Source organism: Stenotrophomonas sp. 1278, assembly GCF_029892765.1.
Classification (GTDB): Bacteria; Pseudomonadota; Gammaproteobacteria; order Xanthomonadales; family Xanthomonadaceae; genus Stenotrophomonas; species Stenotrophomonas indicatrix.
In genome coordinates this window covers 147,643-163,612 of sequence record NZ_JARXWD010000007.1, presented here as the reverse complement: position 1 = coordinate 163,612, position 15,970 = coordinate 147,643, and the positions used below count along the sequence as shown (strand labels likewise).

The following is a 15,970-nucleotide window of genomic DNA, read 5'->3' as shown; positions in this document are numbered from 1 at the left end:
CTCACGCGCCCGATTCGATCATCCGCACCACTTCGGTGGCGGTGACCGGGTGGCTCAGCCGGTAGCCTTGACCCAGGTCGCAGCCACGCTGGGCCAGCAGCTCGAACTGGGCCTCCTGTTCGATACCCTCGGCCACCACCGTGATGCCCAGTGCGTGGGCCATGGCGATGATCGCCGTGGTCAGGGCCAGGTCGTCCGGGTCGCGCTGCATGTCGGCGACGAAGCTTTTGTCGATCTTGACGCCGTCCACCGGCACCTGCCGAAGGTGGCTGAGACCGGAGAAACCGGTGCCGAAGTCGTCCAGCCACACCTTCACCCCGGCCCGGTGCAGGCGGTCCAGCAGCTGCGCGGCCAGCATTTCATCGCCGATCACCGCCGTCTCGGTCAGCTCCAGGTGCAGGCGCGAGGCCGGCAGGCCCGACTCCTGCAGGCACTGTGCAACCAACGCCGGCAGCTCCCCGCCGCGCAACTGCCGTGGCGACACATTGACCGAGACGAACAACTCGTCACCGGCCACGCCCCGCGGCCACTGCACCGCTTCCATGCAGGCAGCACGCAGCACCTTCGGACCGATGATCTCGATCAGGCCACTCTGCTCGGCCACCTCGATGAACACCGATGGCGGAATCGTGCCCAGCGTCGGGTGCTGCCAGCGCAGCAGCACTTCGACACCGACCATGCGGCGGTCACGCATGCGGAAGATCGGCTGGTAGGCCAGCCGCAGCTCGCCGCGCTCCCAGGCGCCACGCAGCTCCTGTTCCATGTGCACGCGCCGCTCGACCGCGTGATCCATGGCCCGGCTGTAATAGCGATAGCAGTTCTTGCCGGCCATCTTTGCCTGGTACATCGCGATGTCGCCGTTCTTCAGCAGCGTCGTCGCATCCGCGGCATCGTCGGGGAACAGGGTCACGCCGATCGAGGTGCCCAGGAACAGTTCCCTGCCCTGCACCACCAGCGGCTTGCCCAGCTCGCGCACCAGCACTTCGGCCAGCAACCGCGCATTGGCCGCAACATCGCCATCACCGACGAGGATCACGAATTCGTCGCCGCCGAACCGCGCCAGCACGGCATCGTCGCCGCCGGCCTCGGTCACTGCGCGGCCGATGCGCTGGGCGAACTGCAGCAACGCCTCGTCGCCGGCCTCATGGCCCAGCGTGTCATTGACCCGCTTGAAATCATCGATATCGGCAAACAGCAGACCCAACCGGTGATTGGACGCACGTGCGGCCATCAACCGATGGTCCAGCGCCTCGCGGAACGCCAGGCGGTTGGTGAGCCCGGTCAAGGCGTCGGTGTAGGCCATGCGCCGCACTTCGCGGTCGTGGCGGGCGATCGCATCACGCATGCGGGCAAAGCCGCGCACCAGTTCCCCGACTTCGTCGTCGCGGGTGTTTTCGCGCAGCGGCGCCTGGTAGTCGCCCGCTTCGATGCGCCGGGCGGCCGCGGCCAGCTCGCGGATCGGCGCCACCAGCGTGCGCTGTACGTACAGGATCACCACCACGCCGATCACCACCAGCAGGCCAAGCATCAGCAGCAGCCAGCCCAGATGCCGGCTTCCCATCTGCTGCAGCCGCTCACCGAGTGTCGCGTTGGCCGCCTGCTCACGCTGCAGCACTTCATCCAGTGCCATGCCGACGCGGACACCACCGATGCGCTGTTTGCCCATCCTGATCGGCATCGCGTTGTCGAGCACCGTGGGCGACTGCTGCACCACCAGCGACTGCGCGGCAACCGCCCCGGCCGCCAACGGATCGGTCATCGGCCGCCCGGATCCGGGCACTCCGGCCGAGCCGTCGTGGACCAGCCGCCCGCGGTCGTCGAACACCAGTACGTAGCGCACCACCGGCTGCCGCGAAATGCTGCGCACCAGCGCCCCGACCTGGTCCAGGTCGTTGTTGTGGAGCGGACCGGCAAGCGCATCGGACAGCTCGCGCACCATGGCCTCGCCACGGCTGCGCACGCTGCGGTCGAACAGTTCGTGGATGACGCCGTTGCTGAGCGACCTCACCTCGCCCTGCATCGCCGCCTGCCGCCCCAGCAGCACGGCCAGGATCGCCACCACCACCAGCATCGCCCCGCCCATCGCAAGCAGGAATCGGGCCTGCATCCCCGAGCCGAGCAACTTCATTCCACTTCCATCCGCACGCGCGTCGACCCTTGTTTCAAATCATCCCGCCACGGCTGCGCATGCGCATCGACGCGGCGGAAACCGGAAGCCCCCAAGACCTTCTGCAACGCACCCTGCACCCGCCGAAGACAGACGACACGCGACAAGCCGGCGGACGCCCGGCCTGATACCCCCGGCGCCGGTCCGGCACCCTGCCGGTCCACACTGCCAAGCGCATGATCCTGCGTCATCGCGAGTTGCCCCTCATCGCTGCCCAACGCCCCTTCTGTGAACCGGGCGCAGCATGCGCCGTCCCGGCCAGCAGGGCCAAGGCCAGGCGCAGCAGTTCCCCCTGCATTGCCCTACGCAGACCCGACACAAGCATCATCCCCCCGGGGTATCCGGACAGACTACCCGAAAAAATGAGACCGTCGTCAGCTGTCCTTGCCGTTCTTCTGCGCCAGCCGCGCCATGCGCTGGGTATCGGCCAGGATGCCGCGCAGCAGGCGCACTTCCTGCTCGCTGGGCTCGCTGCGCAGGAACAGGCGGCGCAGCTTGCGCATCGCCGACTCGGGCGCGCGTCCCTTGTGGAAATCGATCTCGTCCAGAGTCTCGCCAAGTTGGGCGAAGAAGCTCTCCATCTGATCGTGGCTGGCAACCTGCTCGCGGTTGTCCGGCTCGGTCGCGGCCACCGGCTGTGCGCCCAGCAGCTGCATGCGCACCTCATAGGCCAGCACCTGCACTGCGGCGGCCAGGTTGAGCGAGCTGAACTGCGGGTCGGACGGAATGTGCACGGCGGCATGGCACAGCTGCAGCTCCTCGTTGGTCAGGCCGGTACGCTCGCGACCGAACACCAGCGCCACCTCGGCACCCTCGCTGGCCTTGGCCACTGCGCGGGCGGCGGCATCTGCTGGCAGGAACTCCTCCAGCTGGACCCGGCGCGCACGTGCGGTGCACCCCAGCACGAAGCGGCAGTCGGCCACGGCTTCGGCCAGCGTGGCCACCACCGGTGCGTCGCCGAGCACGTCCTCGGCACCGGCCGAGCGCCGGAAGGCCTCTTCATCAAGCGGCTTCTCCGGCGCCACCAGCACCAGGCGGGCCAGGCCCATGGTCTTCAGGGCACGGGCGGCGGCCCCCATGTTGCCGGGGTGTTGGGTACCGACAAGGACGAATCGGAGGCGGGTGGCGACAGGAAACTGGGACATGAACAGGGAAAATGTCGAGCTGGACGAAGACCAATGGTAAACTGTGCGGCCGGCCACTGCGCCGGACCCGCTCTTTTCCCCCGCCAGCCCTTCTCTTCTGCCCTTCCGGGAGCCCATGCCATGCAGAAACCCGCCGTCACCGTCATGGTCAAGGCCGCCCGCCTCGCCGGCAACGTCCTCTTGCGCAACATCAACAAGCTCGAGGCACTGAATGTAGTCCAGAAGGGCCGCATGGACTACGCCAGCGAAGTCGATGCGGACGCGGAAAAGGTGATCGTCAAGGAACTCAAGCGCGCTTACCCCGAGTACGGCATCTTCGGTGAAGAAGGTGGCGTGCAGAGCGAGCGTCGCCACATGTGGGTCATCGACCCGCTGGACGGCACCAGCAACTACCTGCGCGGCGTGCCGCACTACTGCGTGTCGATCGCCCTGGTCGAGAACGGCGAGCCGACCGACGCGGTGATCTTCGACCCGCTGCGCAATGAACTGTTCACCGCCAGCCGTGGTGCCGGCGCCGTGCTCAACGACCGCCGCATCCGCGTGGCCGACCGCAAGGATCTGGAAGGCACCATGATCCACACCGGTTTTGCCCCGCGCGAGCGTGCCCGCGCCAGTGCGCAGCTGAAGTCGCTGGACGCCCTGCTGGTGCACGCCGAGGACATCCGCCGCTCGGGTTCGGCCGCGCTGGACCTGGCCTACGTCGCCTGTGGCCGCGCCGACGCCTACTTCGAGGCCGGCGTGAAGGCCTGGGACATCGCTGCCGGCGTGCTGCTGGTGCGCGAAGCCGGTGGCAAGGTCTGCGACTTCAAGGGCGCGACCCCGGCCCGCATGGACAACCGTGGCCCGGACACCCAGCAGATCGTGGCCGGCAACCTGAAGGTGGCCGAGTCGCTGCAGAAGGTGCTGGTCAACACCGGCTACGCTGCCGAGTTCGACGCGAAGTTCTGAGTTCGCGCGTAAAGCGGTTCATGGAGACGGCACCTGCGAAGGTGCCGTTTTCGTATCCGCAGTGATCGTGCTTGTCACTTTCTTTGCTCGTGCACCGTGCTGCAGGAGCAGCGCGGAACGGCGGAGCCGGCCCGTAGGGTGGCGCACAGGGATGTGCGCCATCAAGAAAGTAACCAAAGAAACACGCCGCCGGCCGCGAGCCGACGTGCTGCGCACGCCGGTGCCCTGCGCTCCTCGGTCCGCCGAGGGACGGTGCGGGAACTCGCTGCGCTCAGACACCCGCACCTCTTCGCCCTCGCCGGACCTGCGGTGCTCGGCTCGCTATAAGGCGGGCCGAAAGATCAAGATCAACGGCAAGAGCATCCACGCATGGCGTGGTACCGGGTGCAGCTGTGGCGTTTGATCTCGGGTCCGCCTTGCAGCGAGCCGAGCATCGCAGGGGAATCAGGGGCGCAGAGGCGCCGATGTCTGAGCGCAGCGAGTTCGGCGCCGTCCCCTGATTCGCCGAGAAGCGCAGGGCACCGGTGCGCAGCACCGGCTCGCATACTGGCGGCGTGTTTCTTTGGTTACTTTCTTTGCACGAGCAAAGAAAGTGACACCTCCCCGCAGGCGCGGAAACGATCCGCCGGGCATGGCCCGGCGCTACCGACGCGTGGGCGCGCAAACAAAAACGCCCGGCGCGAGGCCAGGCGTTCCTGCACTGCTCTACACGCGGAGGCTTATGCCACCGTCGACGCCCGCAGCGCGGCGATGCGCTCTTCCAGCGGCGGGTGGCTCATGAACAGTTTCTTCGCCGTCGAACCGGCAATACCGAACGCGGCGATCTGCGTCGGCAGGGTGCTCTGGCCGTGGTTGAGCTGCAGCCGCTCCAGCGCCGAGATCATCTTCTGGCGACCGGCCAGCGATGCACCGCCGGCATCGGCACGGAATTCGCGGTGGCGCGAGAACCACATCGAGATCATCGTGGCGAACAGGCCGAACACCATCTCCAGCACGAACACGATGATGTAGTACGCAAAGCCACGGCCACCACCTTCACGGTTGCCCGACAGCGCGCTGTCGATCACCCCGCCGACTACGCGGGCCAGCACGATCACGAAGGTGTTCAGCACGCCCTGCAGCAGTGCCATGGTGATCATGTCTCCGTTGGCGACGTGGGCGATCTCGTGGCCGAGCACGGCTTCGGCTTCGTCCTCGCTCATGTTGTGCAGCAGGCCGGTGGACACCGCCACCAGCGCGTTGTTGCGGTTGGCACCGGTGGCGAACGCGTTGATTTCCGGGCCGTCATACACCGCCACTTCCGGCATGCCGATACCGGCTGCCTTGGCCTGGCGCTCGACGGTGGCCAGCAGCCAGCGCTCGGTCTGGTTGCGCGGCTCGGTGATCACCACCGCACCGGTGGAGCGCTTGGCCATCCACTTGGACAGCAGCAGCGAGATGAGCGAACCACCAAAACCGAAGATGGCAGCCATGACCAGCAGGCCGCTCATCGAACGGGAGTCCACGCCCAGGATTGACATCACGATGCTCGCGAGGATCAGCACCGCGAGGTTGGTCGCTAGAAAGAGGGCAATACGGGTGAACATGGGAAATTCCGGCTCGGAAGGGGTCGATATCCGTCAATCTGCGGTGCAGTCAGCTTGAATTCAAGCGCCAACCTGACCGACGATTCAGCTGCATGACCTCCTCCCTCTCCTGCGGCCGCTTCGCGCCCTCGCCCACCGGCCTGCTGCATCCCGGCTCGCTGCTTGCCGCCTTCGGCAGCTGGCTGCTTGCGCGCCACCATGGCGGCCTGTGGCGGTTGCGCATCGAAGACGTCGACCCACCCCGCACGGTTGCCGGCGCCGCACAGGCGCAACTGCAGGCGCTGGCCGCCTTCGGCCTGCTTCATGACGGGCCGGTGATCTGGCAGAGCGCGCGTGGCGACGCCTACCAGACCGCGCTGGACCGCCTGTTGGCCGATGGCCACGCGTTCGTCTGCCACTGCAGTCGGAGCGATCTGGCCACCAATGGCGGCATCCACCATCGCTGCGTCGCGCGGCAGGCACGACCGGACCCGGCCGTCCGCTTCCGCGTGCCGCCCGGCAGCATCGTGCGCTTCGAGGATGGCCTGCGCGGCCCGCAGCAACAGGATGTCCATGCCGAGGTCGGTGACTTCGTACTGCGCCGCGCCGACGGCTGCTGGGCCTACCAGTTGGCGGTGGTCGTCGACGATGCCGCGCAGGGCGTGAACGAGGTCGTGCGCGGCGCCGACCTGCTCGATTCCACCGCCCGGCAGATCCTGCTGCAGCAGGCGCTGGACCTGCCGACGCCGCGCTACTGGCACCTGCCGCTGCTGCTGGATGCACCGGGCCACAAACTGTCCAAGTCACTGGCCGCGCTGCCGGTGGATGCCGGCGAGCCGGTACCGGTGCTGCGCCGGTTGTGGGAACTGCTGGGCCAGCCGGGCACCGCACTGGACGGCATCGACGACCGCGACGCGCTGTTGGCCGCCGCGCAGCGCAGCTTCAACCCCGGCCTGCTGCCGCGCGCGGACATTCTGCTGCCGGCCGGCGCACTTTCCGCGCCGATGTTGCAGAATCCCCCTTCCCCCACCTGACATCCGGACAGCTTTCCATGACATCTCGCGTCGCACTGGTCACCGGCGGAACCGGCGGCATCGGTACCGCCATCTGCCAACGCCTGGCCGACCAGGGCCACCGGGTCGCCACCAACTACCGCGATGAAACCAAGGCCCGCGCCTGGCAGCAGGCGATGACCGAACGCGGCTACCACGTGGCGATCTTCCCGGGCGATGTCTCCGACTCTGCCAGCGCCGAAGGCCTGATCCGCGCGGTCGAGGCCGAACTGGGCCCGGTCGAGATCCTGGTCAACAACGCCGGCATCACCCGCGACACCACCTTCCACCGCATGCGCGCGGAGCAGTGGCACGATGTGATCAACACCAACCTCAATTCGGTGTTCAACGTCACCCGTCCGGTCATCGAGGGCATGCGTCGACGCGGCTGGGGCCGGGTCATCCAGATCAGCTCGATCAACGGCCTGAAGGGCCAGTACGGGCAGGCCAACTACGCCGCCGCCAAGGCCGGCATGCATGGCTTCACCATCTCGCTGGCGCGCGAGAACGCAGGCTTCGGCATCACCGTGAACACGATCTCGCCCGGTTACGTGGCCACCGACATGGTGATGGCGGTGCCCGAGGAAGTGCGCGCCAAGATCATTGCCGACATCCCGACCGGGCGCCTGGGCAAGCCGGAAGAAATCGCCTACGGCGTGTCCTTCCTGGTGGCCGAAGAGGCCTCGTGGATCACCGGCAGCAACCTGGACATCAACGGCGGCCATCACATGGGCTGGTAAACGGCGCCAGGGCCTGAAAGCCCGTGCTGCACCCTGCCGTTGGTCATGCTGCGCAGCACGCAAAGCCTTGCTGCGCAACATTCCGGCAACGGAAAGCCAAGCCTGGCGGGGGCTGGGGCGGTTGCAACCGCTGCTGCACTGCGCCATGCTGCGCGTCTACTGTGACGAGTACCGCTTCATGGCTGCGACCCGCATCATCAAGAAGTATCCGAACCGCCGTCTGTACGACACCGAGATCTCCAGCTACATCACCATTGAGGACGTGCGCCAGCTGATCCTCGACGGCGAAGACTTCGAAGTCCGCGACGCCAAGAGCGGCGACGACCTGACCCGATCGGTCCTGCTGCAGATCATCGCCGACCAGGAGCAGGACGGTGAACCGATGCTCTCCACCCAGCTGCTGAGCCAGCTGATCCGCTTCTACGGCGATTCCCTGCAGGGCTTCATGGGCAACTACCTGGAGCGCAGCATGCAGGTCTTCCTCGACCAGCAGCAGCAGTTCCGCCAGCAGATGGGCAACCTTCTGGGGCAGACGCCGTGGGCGATGATGAACCAGCTGACCGAGCGCAACCTGGAACTGTGGCAGGAATTCCAGCGCAACATGGGCAGCGGTTTCGGTGGCCCGCGTCCGGGTGGCACCGGAACGGGCACCGGCGCCGGTACGGCCGGCAAGCCGAACGATCCGACCGGCGGCACCGGCACCGGCGGCAAGACCCGCCGCTGAGCCCCCGCCCCGGCGGATACGAAAACGGCGCGCCATCGGCGCGCCGTTCTGTTTTGAACGCCTCCACGCGGGGCGTGGTTCTACTTCCTGCAGCCCTTGCAGACCCGCTCGACCTTGTACCCCTTCGCCCGCAGCTTCTCGACCACGCCGTCGTTGCCCAGCAGGTGCAGGCCGCCCACCACCACCAGCGTGCCGCCCTGCCCGGCCTGCAGGTACGGCAGCAGCTTGGGCACCCACGCATCGTTGCGGTCGGTATTGATGCGCTGGTACAGCTGCGGATACTTCTGGCGCATCTCCACGCCCATCCGGCTCCACAGCAGGCGATCGTCACCGCGGCGCCAGGCCTCATGCAGCATCTGCGCCTGGGCGTCACCCTTGCCTGCTTCATCCAGCGCCTCGGACAGCATCTGCCGCTGCTCCTGCACGCTCATGCCATCAAGCAGGTTGATCTGGCTGGACATGTCTTCCAGGCCTGCGGTCTTCTTGCCGGCCTTCTGCGCCCGCTGCATGAAGTGCCGGTCCAGCCCCAGCTCGGGGTCCAGGCCCAGTTTCTGCATCTGCCCGACGGTGATGGTCAGGCCGACGAACCACGCTTTCATGCCCTGCAACTGCGCCAATGGCAATTGGTTCTGCGTCGCATAGGCCTGCAGCTTCTGCCAGGTCGGCGCATCCAGGTCACGCTTGAGTTCGCTGCCGTCCTTGCGGGTAGCCACCTGCACCATCTGGCTGGCCATCTGCGGCGACTGCAGTTCCTCAGGGGTCACTTCGAACAGCACACGCTGCGAGGCTTCGAATGCCTGCTCGACCTCGGTCGACAGTGGATAGTCCTGCGGCTTCAACAGATGGAAGGAACCCAGCAGGTACAGGCGTGCATCTCCCTGCCCGGTGACCTTCCACAGCAGCGGCACCGGCGGCTTACCGGCCGTGGCTTCGGCCGGCGCATCGCGCGCGATGGCCAACGGGCCGGCCGCGCAGGCAACGAGAAAAACGGCACTGCGCAGCAACAGTTTCATCAACATGTTCAACCCTCTCCTTCAGGCAGGTGATACGTCTTTTCACCCGCTTCCACGCGCAGGTCCAGGCGGTTTTCCGGCGGTGCCAACGGACAGGTCGCATAGGCGGTGAACGCGCACGGTGGGTTGTGGGCGTGGTTGAAGTCGATCGTCACGTGGCCGTCGGCCGTGGGCGCATCGGTATCCAGATAGCGGCCGGCAGGGTAGCTGCCGTGGCCACTGGTACGGTCGGCAAAAATCAGGAACAGCGGCTGCCCCGGTTCGCCGATCGCTTCCAGCCGCCAGCTGCGGCCGTCGCGATCGAATTCCACGGCACCGGCGTTGGGCATCTCGGTGGTCAGGCCGGTGATGTCCACGATCGGCAGGGTCTTGCCTGGCGGATGCGCGATGAAGCGCGCCTGCACCTGCCATTGCGGGCCACCGGGCCAGTACTGCAGGCCGGCGAAATCGCGGCGCGCCGGTGCATCGGCATGCTTGACCCGCAGTGCGTCACGCGGGCCGCGACGGATCAGGCTGAGCTGGCCCTTGCCACCATCGAAGGCCAGCAGGGTCGGCTGCGGATCCTTGTCGGTATCCATGCGCACACGCCCGCGCACGGGCTGTCCGTCAAGGGTGACATCCGTGCCGGACTCCGGCGTGAACCACCACTGGTCGCCGTCACGGCGCAGCAGGCCCAGCTTGGCCGGCCCCACCGCCAGGCGGATGCCGCTGGTGTCGCCGCTGCCGACGAAGTGCGATCGGTTCTGCAACCAGTGCAGGCCGACCAGCGCGGTCCAGCCATCGGGCCGGGTCAGGTCCTGGTAGCGCCGCACCCGCCATTGCTGTTGCTGTGCGGCGAAGGCCGGATCCTCAACGGCGGCCGGTGCCGGCGTGGATGCCGGGCTGCAGGCCACCAACAGCAGGGCCGCCAGCAGGCTGCCCATTCGGCAAAATCGCATCGGTGCTCCCCTCAACGTCCGCGCAGGAACCAGCGGTCGATCTCCGCCAGCGAAAAACGGGCCCAGGTCGGTCGGCCGTGGTTGCACTGGCCGGACCGCTCGGTGATTTCCATGTCGCGCAGCAGCGCGTTCATTTCCGGCACGGTCAGGCGCCGGTTCGCACGCACCGCGCCATGGCAGGCCATGGTCGACAGCAGCTCATCGCGCGCAGTGGCGATGCGACGGCTCTGGCCGTGCTCGCGCAGGTCGGTCAGCACATCGCGCAGCAGGCCTTCGGGTTCGGCATGGGCCAGCAGCGCTGGGATGCTGCGCACGTGCAGCGCGCCCGGTCCGGCACGGGTGATCTCGAACCCAAGCGCGGCCAGCGTATCGGCCTCCGCCTCGGCGGTATCGGCCTCGCGCTCGCCCACCGCCAGGGTGATCGGCACCAGCAACGGCTGCGACTGCAGGCCAATGCCATCGTGCGCATTCTTCAACCGCTCGTAGCCGATGCGTTCGTGCGCCGCATGCATGTCGACCACGATCAGGCCTTCGGCGTTCTCGGCCAGGATGTAGATGCCATGCAGCTGGGCAACGGCGTAGCCCAGCGGAGGTACGCCGGCGTCGGCACTGGTGACCGGCAATCCGTTCTCCATCGGCATCGGCGGCAGTACTGCACCACGCTCGGCACCCGCTGGCGACGCATACAACGCAGCATAGGCGGCGGGTGCGTCGGCCACCTGCAGGCCCAGCGGCTGCTGCGGGCGCCAGCCAGAGAAGCCGCCACCGCCGCCGCCCTGCCCGGCACCGGGCGCCGGGCCGCGCACGTAGCCGAAGCTGGAGGCCGTCGCGCCCGGCATCGCAGACGCGCTGCCGCCCTCGGCCGGATGCACCGCGCCTGCACCGATCTCCTGCGCGCTCATGCCGGCGCGGGTGTCGGCCAGCGCATCCTTCAAGGTGCGGTAGACGAAATCATGCACCAGCCGCGAGTCACGGAAGCGAACCTCGTGCTTGGCCGGGTGCACGTTCACATCGACGCGCGTCGGGTCCAGCTCCAGGAACAGCACATACGCTGGCTGCCGCCCGTGATACAGCACGTCGCCGTAGGCCATCTTCACTGCATGGGCGACACTGCGGTCACGTACCGAACGTCCGTTGACGTACAGGTACTGCTGGTCGGTGCTGGCGCGCGAATAATGCGGCTGCGCGATCCAGCCATGCAGGCGCAGGCCGGCACTGCTGTGGTCCACGCGCACAGCCTGGTTGGCGAAGTCCTCGCCCAGGGTCTCGGCCAGGCGCACGTCCGAATACAGGTCGCCCGGCTTGTAGCGACGCGAGGCCTTGCCGTTGTGCGAGACGCGCAGTTCGACATCGGGACGGGCCAGCGCCAACGAACGCAGCCACTCTTCGATATGCCCCAGTTCGGTGCGCTCGGCGCGCAGGAACTTGCGCCGCGCCGGCACATTGTAGAACAGCTCGCGCACTTCCACCGTGGTGCCGGGCGCATGCGCGCGCGGGGTCACCTCGCCGATCTTGCCGCCTTCGATCTGCAGTGCCGAACCGTGCTCATCATGGGCACGGCGCGAGGCCAGGGTGAAACGACTGACCGAGGCGATCGACGGCAGCGCTTCGCCACGGAAACCCAGCGTGGCCACCGCTTCCAGCTCATCCAGGTTGGCGATCTTGCTGGTGGCGTGCCGCGAAACCGCCAGCGGCAACTGTTCTGCGGCAATGCCGCTGCCGTTGTCGCGGATGCGGATCAGGCGCACACCGCCTTCTTCCAGCTCGATATCGACGCGGCTGGCGCCGGCATCGATCGCATTCTCTACCAGTTCCTTGACCACCGATGCGGGTCGTTCGACCACTTCACCGGCGGCAATCTGGTTGATCAGGATTTCCGGCAGCGGCCGGATCGGACGCGGATCGGGCGCGTTCATGGGCAGGCAAGGCAGGCAGACGTCATGCCACGATGATAGCGGAGCGGCGCCAGGGAGAGTCGAGTTCCACCGTACGCGGCGCCAGCCAGGCATGGCCTGGCTTCAGCGGAAGCAGGCGATCCAGCGGGTTACTTGCTGCCGCCCGCCACGGTGCTTGCAGCGTCGATCTCGGCCTGCGCGCGCGCGGCGTACAACGTGCCCGGCGGCGGTTGGCGGCTGAAGAAGGTGTGCACGCCATCCAGCACCGCACCGGCGACCTTGCGCTGGTAGGCCGGGTCGATCAGGCGGCGCTCTTCATCCGGGTTGGAGATGAACGCGGTTTCCACCAGCATCGCCGGCATGTCCGAAGTGCGCAGCACGGCGAAGTTGGCGCGCTCGATGTTCGGCTTGTGGTTGTTGCCGATACGCTTCAGGCCGCCCAGCACGTGCCCGGCTGCGTCCTCGGAGGATTTCATGTAACCGCTCTGGGCCAGGTCCAGCAGAACGTTGGCCAGCGTGCCTTCGGTCTGCTGCAGGCGCACGCCACCGACCAGATCGGCGGCGTTTTCCTTGTCCGCCAGCCAGCGGGCACGCTGCGAGGACGCACCCTTGGTCGACAGCACATACACCGACGAACCAGTGGCCGAGCGGTTTTCGGCAGCGTCGGCATGAATCGAAATGAAGATGTCGGCCTTGTTCGCACGCGCCTTCTGCGCACGCATCGGCAGCGGGATGAACACATCGCTGTCGCGGGTGAGGAAGGCTTTCAGGCCAGGCGTAGCGTTGACCTGGCGGGCCAGTTCACGCGCCACCGCCAGGGTGACATCCTTCTCGCGCTTGCCGGTCGGGCCGATGGCGCCCGGATCCTGACCGCCATGGCCCGGATCGATCGCCACCACCAGGTGACGCATGCCAGGCTGCATGCGGATGCGCGAGGCATCGCTGGGCATGGTCGGACGCGGCGACTCGGTCGGCGCAACAGGTGTCGGCACCGGTTTCGGCTGGGTGGCCACAACTGCAGTGGCGGCCTGTCCAGCCAGGATGGCTGCCGGCGACGACGTCGGGGTGCTGCTGGCGGTGGTGCCTGCTGCCGCCATCTGCACCGGGGTGGTGCTGGGTGCCGGCGTCGGCGCGGCGGGTGCCGCAGCGCTGGCACTGGCCTGCTGCTGGACCTGCGCGGTCAACAGCGCAGTGGCTCGCGCGGCATCACCACGGGACTGTGCGGTTTGTGCCGGGGTCGGGCCCGGGACCGGAGCCGGACTCACCGAAGACGGCGCTGGCGGCTGCGGCTGCGCAGGCGTCGGCGCGGGGCGACTGGCGGCCACGGCCGGGCCATCGCCCGGCCACTCGATCACCAGCTTGGATTCATTGCCTTCGCGCTGCATCTGCGGGCGGAAGGGGGCGACCGTCTCGGCCAGGTCGAATACGACACGGAAAGTGCCCGGCACCGGCTGCCCGGTGCGCACCGCAGTCACCACGCCCTGCGGCGACGGCATCTTCAGGTTGCGCACCGCGCTGGAATCAGGGAAATCGACCACCAGCCGGTTCGGGCCGGCCAGCGACAGGGTCTTGTAGCCACCACTGCCGACCAGGGCGATTTCCGCGCGGGTTCCGGTCGCACCGGTATTGAGCAGTACCTGGCGGACCTCACCGGCCCACGCACTGACGCTCGCCAGACCAAGTCCGACGGCGGCACAGATGGCAATGAGTCGATTCCCCGGGCGCATGACTCAGGATTCAATCACCGCACTGAACGGAATGCAACACCTTTTTCCTTAATAATCCGTAACCTGCCGGTGTTTGTTCTCGTCAGCCGACAGAAAGGGCCTGCAAGTCGCCACCTTCGGGAAGCCGCTGCAGCCATTCACGCCCCGTGTCGCTGATGCCAGTGAGACGCACGCGACGCCCCTGACCTTCAATCTCCAGTGCGACCACCAGATCGGTTGGCGGCAGCGCACCGGCACCGCGCTCCGGCCATTCGACCAGCCACAGCACGGCACTGCCCTCGTCCAGCCCGAGGAAATCCAGCTCGCCGGCCTGGCCGATGCGATACAGGTCCATGTGCCAGGCCTCGCCGCCACTGGACAACGGATAGCGCTCGACCAGGGTATAGGTGGGGCTGCGGATCGCCCCCTGCACGCCCAGCGCTCGCAACAGCGCGCGCGCCGTGGTCGATTTGCCGGCGCCAAGATCACCGCGCAGCTCGACCAGCGCCTGCGGCGGACGGGTGGCTGCCAGCCATTGCCCCAGCAGTTCGGTGGCGTTGCTGTCGGCAAGGAAGAATTCGGTCATCGGGAACGTTCCGGGTTGGCCAGCCGCCGCAGGGGCGCCAGCAGATCAGTGGGAAGCAGGCCGCGGGCACCGTCGGCGGCGGCGACATCGCCGGCCAGGGCATGCAGCAGCGCACCGCCTGCCGCCGCATCGAACGCAGGCAGGCCCTGCGCTCGCAGGCTGGCGATGATGCCGGTCAACAGGTCACCCATGCCACCCACCGCCATTCCCGGGTTGCCGGCCGCAATCAGTCGCGGTGCGTGGCCGGGCGCGGCGACGACGCTGCCCGCTCCCTTCAGCACCACCACTGCGTGATAGCGCTCGGCCAGCGCCTGCGCGCTGGCATAGCGATCGGCCTGGACTGCCGCCGTGGTGGTTTCCAGCAGGCGCGCGGCTTCGCCGGGGTGCGGGGTCAGGATCGCATCGGGCAGCGCATGTGCATCCTGCGCCAGCAGGTTCAACGCATCGGCGTCGATCACAAGCGGCAGGCCTGACTGCAGCACACGCGCATACAGCGCGCGCGCCCATTCGTCCTGGCCCAGGCCCGGGCCGATCGCCACCACCCTGGCTTTTGCCAGCAACGCCGGCAGCGCTGAGCCATCTTCCAGCGCGTGCGTCATCGCTTCAGGCAACCTCGCCAGCAGCGGGCCGACATGGTCGCGGCGGGTGCCGATGCTCAGCAGGCCCGCGCCAGCGCGCAGCGCAGCTTCGGCGGCCATCGCGATGGCACCGCCGCTGCCATGGTTGCCGCCCACGCACAGCACGTGGCCGGATTCACCCTTGTGGCTGTTGGCACGGCGCGGCGGCAGCAGATCAGGCAGGCGCGACTGCGTCCAGCACTCTGCAGCAGCGACGACACCCTGCCAGGCCGCATCGGCCAGCGCCAGTGGTGCCAGGTGCCTGCGCCCGGTGTATTCCAGTGCATCGCCGGTGTACAGGCCGCGGTGGGCGACGATGAACTGCACTGTCAGGGCCGCGCGTACGGCTGCGCCCGGCACGCAGCCATGGTCGGCGTCGACACCGCTGGGTACGTCCAACGCCAACACCGGCGCCTGCTGCGCGTTCAGCGCCTCGATCAAGGCCAGTGCCGCGCCCTCTGGTGCCCTGGAGAAGCCAAGGCCGAACAGGGCATCGACCCATATATCGGCCTGGGCCAGTTCGCCGTTGAAATCAGTGACGGTGCCGCCCGCGGACCTGAAATCCGCTGCGGCGCGCTGCGCCAACGCCGTGGAAGGTGGGCTGCCCGGCAGCGCGATCAGCTGCACCTGCCTCCCGGCCTGCAGCGCATGACAGGCCAGCACATAGCCATCGCCGCCATTGTTGCCGCTGCCAACCACCACGCCGATCCGCCGCGCCTGCGGCCAGTGCTGCAGCAGGCTCTGCCAGGCCGCCTGGCCCGCCTGGGCCATCAGGCCCCAGCCACCATCGCCATCCAGCGCGGAGGCCTGGGCATCGAGTGTGCGTGCGGCACGGGAATCGAACAGATCGGCGAGGTTGGCCATGCGGGGATTT

The 15,970-nt window shown here is 67.7% G+C and carries 13 protein-coding genes; 4 read left to right on the top strand and 9 right to left on the bottom strand.

Going from position 1 to position 15,970, the window contains the following annotated elements:
* Nucleotide 1: 1 nt before the first annotated feature.
* Complete coding sequence (locus tag M2299_RS09485) at nucleotides 2-2,128, bottom strand: GGDEF domain-containing protein (protein WP_080148397.1); 2,127 nt, start codon at nucleotides 2,126-2,128, stop codon at nucleotides 2-4.
* A 413-nt stretch (nucleotides 2,129-2,541) separates the two neighbouring features.
* Nucleotides 2,542-3,312, bottom strand: a complete 771-nt coding sequence (locus M2299_RS09480; protein WP_100436686.1) for an RNA methyltransferase — start codon at nucleotides 3,310-3,312, stop codon at nucleotides 2,542-2,544.
* A gap of 120 nt (nucleotides 3,313-3,432) precedes the next feature.
* Here M2299_RS09480 and M2299_RS09475 point away from each other — a divergent pair, with 120 nt between their 5' ends.
* Nucleotides 3,433-4,260 (top strand): inositol monophosphatase family protein, encoded by an 828-nt coding sequence (locus M2299_RS09475; protein ID WP_025876387.1) that lies wholly within the window; start codon nucleotides 3,433-3,435, stop codon nucleotides 4,258-4,260.
* A 719-nt stretch (nucleotides 4,261-4,979) separates the two neighbouring features.
* Here the strand turns inward: M2299_RS09475 and htpX are convergent.
* On the bottom strand, nucleotides 4,980-5,846 hold the full coding sequence (htpX, locus tag M2299_RS09470) for a protease HtpX (protein WP_025876385.1): 867 nt from the start codon (nucleotides 5,844-5,846) through the stop codon (nucleotides 4,980-4,982).
* Nucleotides 5,847-5,938: 92 nt separating this feature from the next.
* Between htpX and gluQRS the strand changes: the two genes are divergently transcribed.
* From gluQRS to phaR, 3 genes are all read left to right on the top strand, one after another.
* Nucleotides 5,939-6,859 carry a tRNA glutamyl-Q(34) synthetase GluQRS gene (gene gluQRS / locus M2299_RS09465; protein WP_280884256.1) on the top strand — a complete coding sequence of 307 codons (921 nt, stop codon included), beginning with the start codon at nucleotides 5,939-5,941 and terminating at the stop codon, nucleotides 6,857-6,859.
* Between the two features lie 17 nt (nucleotides 6,860-6,876).
* Complete coding sequence (gene phbB / locus M2299_RS09460) at nucleotides 6,877-7,617, top strand: acetoacetyl-CoA reductase (protein ID WP_025876381.1); 741 nt, start codon at nucleotides 6,877-6,879, stop codon at nucleotides 7,615-7,617.
* Between the two features lie 178 nt (nucleotides 7,618-7,795).
* A complete protein-coding gene (gene phaR / locus M2299_RS09455; protein WP_025876379.1) occupies nucleotides 7,796-8,341 on the top strand; it encodes a polyhydroxyalkanoate synthesis repressor PhaR in 546 nt (181 codons plus the stop codon).
* Between the two features lie 80 nt (nucleotides 8,342-8,421).
* On the opposite strand, the gene M2299_RS09450 is transcribed toward phaR, so the two are convergent.
* The 6 genes from M2299_RS09450 to M2299_RS09425 form a co-directional block, all read right to left on the bottom strand.
* Nucleotides 8,422-9,360, bottom strand: a complete 939-nt coding sequence (locus M2299_RS09450) for a TraB/GumN family protein (protein ID WP_100436688.1) — start codon at nucleotides 9,358-9,360, stop codon at nucleotides 8,422-8,424.
* Nucleotides 9,361-9,362: 2 nt separating this feature from the next.
* On the bottom strand, nucleotides 9,363-10,292 hold the full coding sequence (locus M2299_RS09445; protein WP_280884255.1) for a DUF1684 domain-containing protein: 930 nt from the start codon (nucleotides 10,290-10,292) through the stop codon (nucleotides 9,363-9,365).
* 11 nt (nucleotides 10,293-10,303) lie between these two features.
* The gene (mutL, locus tag M2299_RS09440) at nucleotides 10,304-12,208 is read right to left on the bottom strand and encodes a DNA mismatch repair endonuclease MutL (RefSeq protein ID WP_223486128.1); all 1,905 of its coding nucleotides are present in this window, start codon (nucleotides 12,206-12,208) and stop codon (nucleotides 10,304-10,306) included.
* 128 nt (nucleotides 12,209-12,336) lie between these two features.
* Nucleotides 12,337-13,914: an N-acetylmuramoyl-L-alanine amidase gene (locus M2299_RS09435; protein ID WP_280884254.1), complete on the bottom strand. Its 1,578-nt coding sequence runs from the start codon at nucleotides 13,912-13,914 to the stop codon at nucleotides 12,337-12,339.
* An 82-nt stretch (nucleotides 13,915-13,996) separates the two neighbouring features.
* A complete protein-coding gene (gene tsaE, locus M2299_RS09430; RefSeq protein WP_025876369.1) occupies nucleotides 13,997-14,479 on the bottom strand; it encodes a tRNA (adenosine(37)-N6)-threonylcarbamoyltransferase complex ATPase subunit type 1 TsaE in 483 nt (160 codons plus the stop codon).
* Nucleotides 14,476-15,960: an NAD(P)H-hydrate dehydratase gene (locus M2299_RS09425; RefSeq protein ID WP_280884253.1), complete on the bottom strand. Its 1,485-nt coding sequence runs from the start codon at nucleotides 15,958-15,960 to the stop codon at nucleotides 14,476-14,478. The genes tsaE and M2299_RS09425 overlap by 4 nt, the downstream gene beginning before the upstream one ends.
* Nucleotides 15,961-15,970: the final 10 nt, after the last annotated feature.

Excerpts from the sequence above, each read along its gene's own strand:
- M2299_RS09485 (WP_080148397.1), bottom strand. The coding sequence starts at position 2,128 with ATGAAGTTGCTCGGCTCGGGGATGCAGGCCCGATTCCTGCTTGCGATG.
- tsaE (WP_025876369.1), bottom strand. The coding sequence starts at position 14,479 with ATGACCGAATTCTTCCTTGCCGACAGCAACGCCACCGAACTGCTGGGG.
- M2299_RS09435 (WP_280884254.1), bottom strand. The coding sequence starts at position 13,914 with ATGCGCCCGGGGAATCGACTCATTGCCATCTGTGCCGCCGTCGGACTT.
- phaR (WP_025876379.1), top strand. The coding sequence starts at position 7,796 with ATGGCTGCGACCCGCATCATCAAGAAGTATCCGAACCGCCGTCTGTAC.
- gluQRS (WP_280884256.1), top strand. The coding sequence starts at position 5,939 with ATGACCTCCTCCCTCTCCTGCGGCCGCTTCGCGCCCTCGCCCACCGGC.
- M2299_RS09445 (WP_280884255.1), bottom strand. The coding sequence starts at position 10,292 with ATGCGATTTTGCCGAATGGGCAGCCTGCTGGCGGCCCTGCTGTTGGTG.
- M2299_RS09480 (WP_100436686.1), bottom strand. The coding sequence starts at position 3,312 with ATGTCCCAGTTTCCTGTCGCCACCCGCCTCCGATTCGTCCTTGTCGGT.
- phbB (WP_025876381.1), top strand. The coding sequence starts at position 6,877 with ATGACATCTCGCGTCGCACTGGTCACCGGCGGAACCGGCGGCATCGGT.
- M2299_RS09450 (WP_100436688.1), bottom strand. The coding sequence starts at position 9,360 with ATGTTGATGAAACTGTTGCTGCGCAGTGCCGTTTTTCTCGTTGCCTGC.
- mutL (WP_223486128.1), bottom strand. The coding sequence starts at position 12,208 with ATGAACGCGCCCGATCCGCGTCCGATCCGGCCGCTGCCGGAAATCCTG.
- M2299_RS09425 (WP_280884253.1), bottom strand. The coding sequence starts at position 15,960 with ATGGCCAACCTCGCCGATCTGTTCGATTCCCGTGCCGCACGCACACTC.
- htpX (WP_025876385.1), bottom strand. The coding sequence starts at position 5,846 with ATGTTCACCCGTATTGCCCTCTTTCTAGCGACCAACCTCGCGGTGCTG.
- M2299_RS09475 (WP_025876387.1), top strand. The coding sequence starts at position 3,433 with ATGCAGAAACCCGCCGTCACCGTCATGGTCAAGGCCGCCCGCCTCGCC.